This window comes from Streptomyces sp. NPDC059524, assembly GCF_042749255.1.
GTDB lineage: Bacteria > Actinomycetota > Actinomycetes > Streptomycetales > Streptomycetaceae > Streptomyces > Streptomyces xanthii.
Genome location: NZ_JBHYTK010000124.1, coordinates 18,329 through 25,093 on the forward strand (window position 1 = coordinate 18,329; position 6,765 = coordinate 25,093).

7 protein-coding genes are annotated in these 6,765 nt (G+C 69.1%); 5 read left to right on the forward strand and 2 right to left on the reverse strand.

Going from position 1 to position 6,765, the window contains the following annotated elements:
• Positions 1 to 214 precede the first annotated feature (214 nt).
• Positions 215 to 1,360 (reverse strand): 4-hydroxyphenylpyruvate dioxygenase, encoded by a 1,146-nt coding sequence (gene hppD, locus ACFW9D_RS28340; RefSeq protein WP_188338631.1) that lies wholly within the window; start codon positions 1,358 to 1,360, stop codon positions 215 to 217.
• 122 nt (positions 1,361 to 1,482) lie between these two features.
• Between hppD and ACFW9D_RS28345 the strand changes: the two genes are divergently transcribed.
• From ACFW9D_RS28345 to ACFW9D_RS28365, 5 genes are all read left to right on the forward strand, one after another.
• Positions 1,483 to 1,953, forward strand: coding sequence for an Lrp/AsnC family transcriptional regulator (locus ACFW9D_RS28345; RefSeq protein WP_188338630.1), 471 nt, complete (start codon positions 1,483 to 1,485; stop codon positions 1,951 to 1,953).
• Between the two features lie 115 nt (positions 1,954 to 2,068).
• Positions 2,069 to 2,716, forward strand: coding sequence for an ABC transporter permease (locus tag ACFW9D_RS28350; RefSeq protein WP_188338629.1), 648 nt, complete (start codon positions 2,069 to 2,071; stop codon positions 2,714 to 2,716).
• Positions 2,709 to 3,977, forward strand: coding sequence for a betaine/proline/choline family ABC transporter ATP-binding protein (locus ACFW9D_RS28355; RefSeq protein WP_188338628.1), 1,269 nt, complete (start codon positions 2,709 to 2,711; stop codon positions 3,975 to 3,977). Before ACFW9D_RS28350 ends, ACFW9D_RS28355 begins: the two co-directional genes overlap by 8 nt.
• The gene (locus ACFW9D_RS28360; protein WP_384626357.1) at positions 3,974 to 4,834 is read left to right on the forward strand and encodes an ABC transporter permease; all 861 of its coding nucleotides are present in this window, start codon (positions 3,974 to 3,976) and stop codon (positions 4,832 to 4,834) included. The genes ACFW9D_RS28355 and ACFW9D_RS28360 overlap by 4 nt, the downstream gene beginning before the upstream one ends.
• Positions 4,831 to 5,808: a glycine betaine ABC transporter substrate-binding protein gene (locus ACFW9D_RS28365; RefSeq protein ID WP_188338626.1), complete on the forward strand. Its 978-nt coding sequence runs from the start codon at positions 4,831 to 4,833 to the stop codon at positions 5,806 to 5,808. The genes ACFW9D_RS28360 and ACFW9D_RS28365 overlap by 4 nt, the downstream gene beginning before the upstream one ends.
• Before the next feature lie 21 nt (positions 5,809 to 5,829).
• On the opposite strand, the gene ACFW9D_RS28370 is transcribed toward ACFW9D_RS28365, so the two are convergent.
• A complete protein-coding gene (locus ACFW9D_RS28370; RefSeq protein WP_188338625.1) occupies positions 5,830 to 6,621 on the reverse strand; it encodes a S16 family serine protease in 792 nt (263 codons plus the stop codon).
• Positions 6,622 to 6,765 lie beyond the last annotated feature (144 nt).

The following is a 6,765-nucleotide window of genomic DNA, read 5'->3' on the forward strand; positions in this document are numbered from 1 at the left end:
CCACAACGCCGCCCCCGGCCGCCGATCCTGCTGCGCTTGCTTTTGTGGTTATGACCTCAGAGTCGCGTGGGTGGCGTGAGACGGCTCCCCCCACCCCCCCCCCCCCCTGCCGGGGTGCTGGGGTCGGGGTTCGTGGTTGTTGACTAACCCCCCCAACCCTGTCATTCCGCCTACGTCGTTGATCCTGGCCATGCGGCCAGACTACGAGCGGGTCCTACAGATTGCCGCGCTTTTCCTGCTCGCGCTCGATCGCCTCGAACAGGGCCTTGAAGTTGCCCTTGCCGAAGCCCATGGAGCCGTGGCGCTCGATCATCTCGAAGAAGACGGTCGGGCGGTCCTGGACCGGCTTGGTGAAGATCTGCAGCAGGTAGCCGTCCTCGTCGCGGTCGACGAGGATCTTCTGCTCGCGCAGGGTCTCGACGGGGACGCGGGTCTCGCCGGCCCACTCGCCGAGGGTGTCGTAGTAGGAGTCCGGGGTGTCGAGGAACTGGACGCCGGCCGCGCGCATGGCCCGTACGGACGCGACGATGTCGTTCGTGGCGAGGGCGATGTGCTGGACGCCGGCGCCGCCGTAGAACTCCAGGTACTCGTCGATCTGGGACTTCTTCTTGGCGACGGCCGGCTCGTTGATCGGGAACTTGACCTTGAGCGTGCCGTCGGCGACGACCTTGGACATCAGCGCGCTGTACTCGGTCGCGATGTCGTCGCCCACGAACTCCTTCATGTTCGTGAAGCCCATGACCTTGTTGTAGAACGCCACCCACTCGTTCATGCGGCCGAGTTCGACGTTGCCGACGCAGTGGTCGATGGCCTGGAAGGTGCGCTTGGCCGGGGGCTCGACCATCGGGTCGGCGGCCTCGAAGCCGGGCAGGTACGGGCCGTCGTAGCCGCTGCGCTCGACGAGGGTGTGGCGGGTCTTGCCGTACGTGGCGATGGCCGCGCGCACGACGGTGCCGTGCTCGTCCTTCGTCTCGTAAGGCTCCGTCAGGCCGCGGGCGCCGTGCTCGGTGGCGTACGCGTAGGCGGCGCGCGCGTCGGGCACCTCGATGGCGAGGTCGACGACGCCGTCGCCGTGCTCCGCCACGTGCTCCGCGAGGAAGTGGCCCCAGTCGGTGGAGGCCTTGATGACGGAGGTGAACACGAAGCGGGCGGAGCCGTTCGTCAGGACGTAGGAGGCGGTCTCGCGGCTGCCGTTCTCCGGTCCGGAGTAGGCGACCAGCTTCATGCCGAAGGCCGTCGAGTAGTAGTGCGCGGCCTGCTTGGCGTTGCCCACGGCGAAGACGACCGCGTCCATCCCCTTGACCGGGAAGGGGTCGGCCTGCCGGGCGGTGTCGGGGGTGTGGTCTGTGGTCTGCGTCATACGGGGAGGCTCTCGCCGTTCCACAAGGTGCGCAATAGTTTGCGTATTCGCTGGGCAATCTGACCAGTGCCGGGTCCGTTTCTGCGGGCTGTGTGTACAGGATGACCACCCTGGAGGGACGCATGGCGATCGATCATCTGGACGGCCGGATCATCCTGCTGCTCGCGCGGGAGCCGCGGATCGGCGTGCTGGAGATGTCGCGGCGGCTCGGCGTCGCGCGCGGCACGGTGCAGGCCCGGCTCGACCGGCTTCAGTCGAATGGAGTCATCCGCGGCTTCGGCCCCCAGGTGGACCCGGCGGCGCTCGGCTACCCGGTCACCGCGTTCGCCACGCTGCAGATCAGGCAGGGCCAAGGAGCCGACGTCAGGGCCCATTTGGCGACCGTGCCCGAGGTCCTGGAACTGCACACGACGACGGGCAGCGGCGACATGCTGTGCCGGCTGGTGGCCCGCTCGAACGCGGATCTCCAACGGGTGATCGACCTGGTCGTCGGTTTTGATGGCATCGTCCGGGCTTCCACGGCGATCGTCATGGAAAATCCCGTTCCGCTGCGGATCATCCCGCTGGTGGAGCAGGCGTCGGGAGATTCCTGACGGTTACGAGCACGGCCCGGCGGTGAGGCGCGATGGACGTGCGGGTGTCGGGCTTCCGGGACCGCTTCCCGGACTGCTTCCGGGACTGCTTGCGGGACTGCTTCCGGGAGGGCCGATGAACTTCTGGGACTACCTGGTCAACCGGCACCAGCAGCTGCTCGCCGACGCGGCGCAGCACGCCAGCGCCGTCTTCCAGTGCATGGTGGTCGCCACCGTGATCGGCGTCCTCATCGGCGTCCTCACCTACCGCAGCGAATGGGGCGGGAACCTGGCGACGACCGCCACCTCCACCATCCTGACGATCCCGTCGCTCGCCATGATCGGTCTGCTCATCCCGATCGTCGGCCTCGGCGTCGCCCCGACCGTCATCGCGCTGACCCTGTACGGGCTGCTGCCGATCGTGCGCAACTCGATCGTGGGCCTGCGCGGCGTCGACCCCTCGCTGATCGACGCGGCGAAGGGCATCGGGATGTCGCGTCTCGCCCGGCTCGTCAAGGTCGAGCTGCCGCTGGCCTGGCCGCCCATCCTCACCGGGATCCGGGTCTCCACCCAGATGCTGATGGGCATCGCGGCCATCGCCGCCTACGCCTCGGGCCCCGGCCTCGGCAACGAGATCTTCCGCGGCATCGCCTCGCTGGGCAGCAAGAACGCGCTCAACCAGGTGCTCGCGGGCACCCTCGGCATCATCATCCTCGCCCTGCTGTTCGACGCCGCGTACGTCCTCATCGGACGGCTGACCATCCCGAGGGGGATCCGTGTCTGACACCACGACCGAGACCGCGCAGCCACAGACCTCCGGGGCCAGCATCGAGCTGGAGAACCTCACCAAGCGCTACCCCGGCTCGGCCGAACCGGCCGTGGACAGCGTGAACATGGAGATCAAGGCGGGCGAGCTGATCATCTTCGTCGGCCCCTCGGGCTGCGGGAAGTCGACGACCCTCAAGATGATCAACCGGCTGATCGAGCCGACCGGCGGCCGCATCCGCATCGGCGGCGAGGACGTCACGGACATGGACCCGGTCAAGCTGCGCCGCAAGGTCGGCTACGCGATCCAGTCCTCGGGCCTGTTCCCGCACATGACCGTCGCCCAGAACATCGGGCTCGTGCCGAAGATGGTCGGCTGGTCCAAGTCGAAGATCAAGTCACGGGTCGAGGAGATGCTGGACCTCGTGGGGCTCGACCCCGCCGAGTTCCACGGCCGCTACCCGCGCCAGCTCTCCGGCGGCCAGCAGCAGCGCGTCGGCGTGGCCCGGGCGCTCGCCGCCGACCCGCCCGTGCTGCTGATGGACGAGCCGTTCGGCGCCGTCGACCCGATCACCCGCGACCACCTCCAGGACGAGCTGATCCGGCTCCAGCACGAGCTGCACAAGACGATCGTCTTCGTCACCCACGACTTCGACGAGGCGATCAAGCTCGGCGACCGGATCGCGGTGCTCCGCGAGAAGTCGCACATCGCGCAGTTCGACACCCCCGAGGCGATCCTCACCAACCCGGCCGACGACTTCGTCTCCGGCTTCGTCGGCGCGGGCGCCGCCCTCAAGCGCCTCAACCTGACCCGCGTCCGCGACGTCGAGGTGACCGACTACCCCACCGTCCAGGTCGACGACCCGCTCCAGGAGATCTTCAACAAGCTCCGCGCGGCGGGGACGAACGAGCTGCTGCTGCTCGACAAGCGCCGCCGCCCCTACAAGTGGCTGCGGCGCGGCGACCTGATGCGCGCCAAGGGCTCCCTGGCCCGCGCCGGCACCCTGGTCCACGACACGGTGACCTGGGACGCGACCCTGCGCGACGCGCTGGAGGCCGTCCTGACGGACAACGCGGGCCGGGTCGCGGTGACCGGCCGGCGCGGCGAGTACGAGGGCGTCGTCGACATGGAGACGCTCATGAACTCGGTGCACGAACTCCTGGAGGCCGACCGCCTCGAGGCCGTCGAGCACCAGCACGAGCTGGAGGAGCACCGCGCCCAGCAGACCCACCAGGAGCAGGAGGGCGCGACGGCCGCGGAGGGGGAGGCGAAGGCGTGAGCAGTCCCCGCAAGCAGGACGCGGCCCGCCCCGAGGGCGAGCACGAGGTCAAGGGCCTCGCGTTCCGCGACGACGGCGAGGCCGAGCAGGAGGCCCAGCCGCCCGCTCCCCGGCCGGCCCGCCGGATCACCTGGCAGAAGCTGACGTTCCTGCCGGCCGTGCTGATCGTGGTCCTCCTCGCGACCTGGCTGTGGTTCGCGAACGCGGACCTCGACCCGATCTCCGAGAACGCGCTCTCCAACGGCCAGGTGTGGAAGGCGCTGCGCCAGCACATCAGCCTCACCGTGATCTCCACGTTCTTCGTGCTGATCATCGCGATCCCGCTGGGCATCCTGCTGACCCGCAAGATGTTCCGCAAGGCCACCCCGGTCGCCCTGGCCATCGCGAACATGGGGCAGGCCACCCCGGCGATCGGCCTGCTCGCCCTGCTCGTCATCTGGATCGGCATCGGCGAGAAGTCGGCCCTGATCGGCATCATCATCTACGCGATCCTGCCGGTGCTCTCCAACACGATCGCGGGCCTGAAGGCGAACGACCCGACGCTCCTCGAAGCGGCCCGCGGCATCGGCATGTCGCCGCTCGGTGTCCTCTCCAAGGTCGAACTCCCGCTGGCCGTACCGCTGATCCTGGCCGGAGTGCGCACGGCGCTCGTCCTCAACGTCGGCACCGCGACGCTCGCCACGTTCGGCGGCGGCGGCGGGCTCGGCGTCCTGATCACCACCGGCATCACCAATCAGCGCATGCCGGTCCTGATGCTCGGCTCGATCCTGACGATCGCGCTCGCGCTGCTCGTGGACTGGCTGGCGTCCCTGGCCGAGCTCCTGCTGCGGCCGCGCGGTCTGGAGGTGCGCTCATGAGGTACCGCGTACGGGTGGCCGCGGCGGCACTGTCCGGTCTGACCCTGCTGGCCGGGCTCTCGGGCTGCGGGCTCACCAGTGGCAGCCCGCTCGTCGACGACGTGCACCCGGGCTCGGTCGGTCAGGGCGAGCCGCTGAAGGGCGCCGACATCACCGTCGCGTCCAAGGAGTTCACCGAGCAGCTGATCCTCGGCGCGATCATGGGCATCGCGTTCAAGGCCGCCGGCGCCGACGTCCTCGACCGGACCGGCATCCAGGGTTCCATCGGCGCCCGCGAGGCCATCAAGTCCGGTGACGCGGACGCCATGTACGACTACACCGGCACCGGCTGGATCACGTATCTCGGCCACTCCACGCCCATCCCCGACCCGCAGGAGCAGTGGGAGGCGGTGCGTGACGCCGACGCGAAGAACGGCGTCACCTGGCTGCCCAAGGCCGCGCTCAACAACACGTACGCGCTCGCCATGAACCAGGCCAACTACAAGAAGTACGGCACCAAGACGCTCTCCGACGTCGCGGCGCTCGCCGAGAAGGACCCGGGCGCGGTGACCCTGTGCGTGGAGAGCGAGTTCGCCAACCGGGCCGACGGGCTGCCCGGCATGGAGAAGAAGTACGGGATGAAGCTGCCGGCCAAGAACATCACGCAGATGGACACCGGCATCATCTACACGCAGGCCGCCAAGGGCACCTGCACGTACGGCGAGGTCTTCACCACCGACGGCCGCATCAAGGCCATGCACCTCACGGTGATGGACGACGACAAGAAGTTCTTCCCGAACTACAACGCGTCCCCGGTGATCAACAGCAAGGCGCTGAAGAAGTACCCGAAGATGGCCGAGGTCATCGAGCCGATCACCAAGAAGCTGAACAACACCGTCGCCCAGGACCTCAACTCCAAGGTCGACGTCGACGGCCAGGACCCGCACGACGTGGCGAAGGACTGGCTGGTGCAGGAGGGCTTCGTCAAGGAGTGACCCGGCCCGCCCGGCACCGGGTCAGCACTTCGGCACCGTGCCGGAGCCCTTCTTGAAGTCCGTCAGATCGGTGACCGCGCCCTTGAGCGTGGTCACCGGGATCAGCCGCATCGACTTCGGCGCCGACGCCTTCGCGTCCCGGCACTCCGCCTTCGGCACGAGGAAGACGGTCGCCCCGTCGCGGTGGGCGGCCTGCACCTTGAGCGAGACGCCGCCGACCGCGCCGACCCGGCCGCTGTCGTCGATCGTGCCGGTGCCCGCGATCGACTTCCCGCCGGTCAGGTCGCCGCCCGCGCCGTCGCCGTCGAGCAGGTCGACGATGCCGAGCGAGAACAGCAGGCCCGCGCTGGGCCCGCCGACGTCGCCAAGCTGCAGCGACACCTTCACCTTGCCGGAGTCCTCGCCGAGGTAGTCGAGCGCTGCCTCGGTCGCGGCGTCCTGCGAGCCCTTCATCTCCTGCTGGTTGTGCTGCTCGATCTCCTTGGTGGAGTCGCCCTCCGGGTACACGGCGTCCTTCGGCATCACCGCGCGGTCGTCGCGGAACCAGGCGTCGAGCAGGCCGCCCAGGTGCAGCGTGGCGTCCGGCCCCGTCGCGAGGATCGTCACCGCGCGCAGCTGACCGCCCGTGTCCCGGGTGGGGGCGCCGCTCACCTCGATGACGGGTTTGCCCCCGGCCTCCCCCAGCACGTTCGTCGTCGGCCCGGGCTGCGCCACGGCGAAGGGCAGTGGGGCGAAGATCGCGGTCGCCAGCAGTGCGGCGAAGGGGAGCGCGCAGAGGGCGAGGCGGGTGTTGCTGCTGAGGCGATTGAACACGCAGCCAATGTATCGGGCGGGTCTTCGTCCGCGGCTCCGGTGGGGGCTGGCCGCGCAGTTCCCCGCGCCCCTGAAATGCAGACCCTTCGGGTCGCATTTCCCCGATCAAGGTGCGGGGTGCCTTTGTCGGGGGAAGGCGCGGCG

What these genes read in the sequence shown, in the direction of transcription:
- ACFW9D_RS28350 (WP_188338629.1), top strand. Translation starts at nt 2,069, where the DNA reads ATGAACTTCTGGGACTACCTGGTCAACCGGCACCAGCAGCTGCTCGCC.
- ACFW9D_RS28365 (WP_188338626.1), top strand. Translation starts at nt 4,831, where the DNA reads ATGAGGTACCGCGTACGGGTGGCCGCGGCGGCACTGTCCGGTCTGACC.
- hppD (WP_188338631.1), bottom strand. Translation starts at nt 1,360, where the DNA reads ATGACGCAGACCACAGACCACACCCCCGACACCGCCCGGCAGGCCGAC.
- ACFW9D_RS28345 (WP_188338630.1), top strand. Translation starts at nt 1,483, where the DNA reads ATGGCGATCGATCATCTGGACGGCCGGATCATCCTGCTGCTCGCGCGG.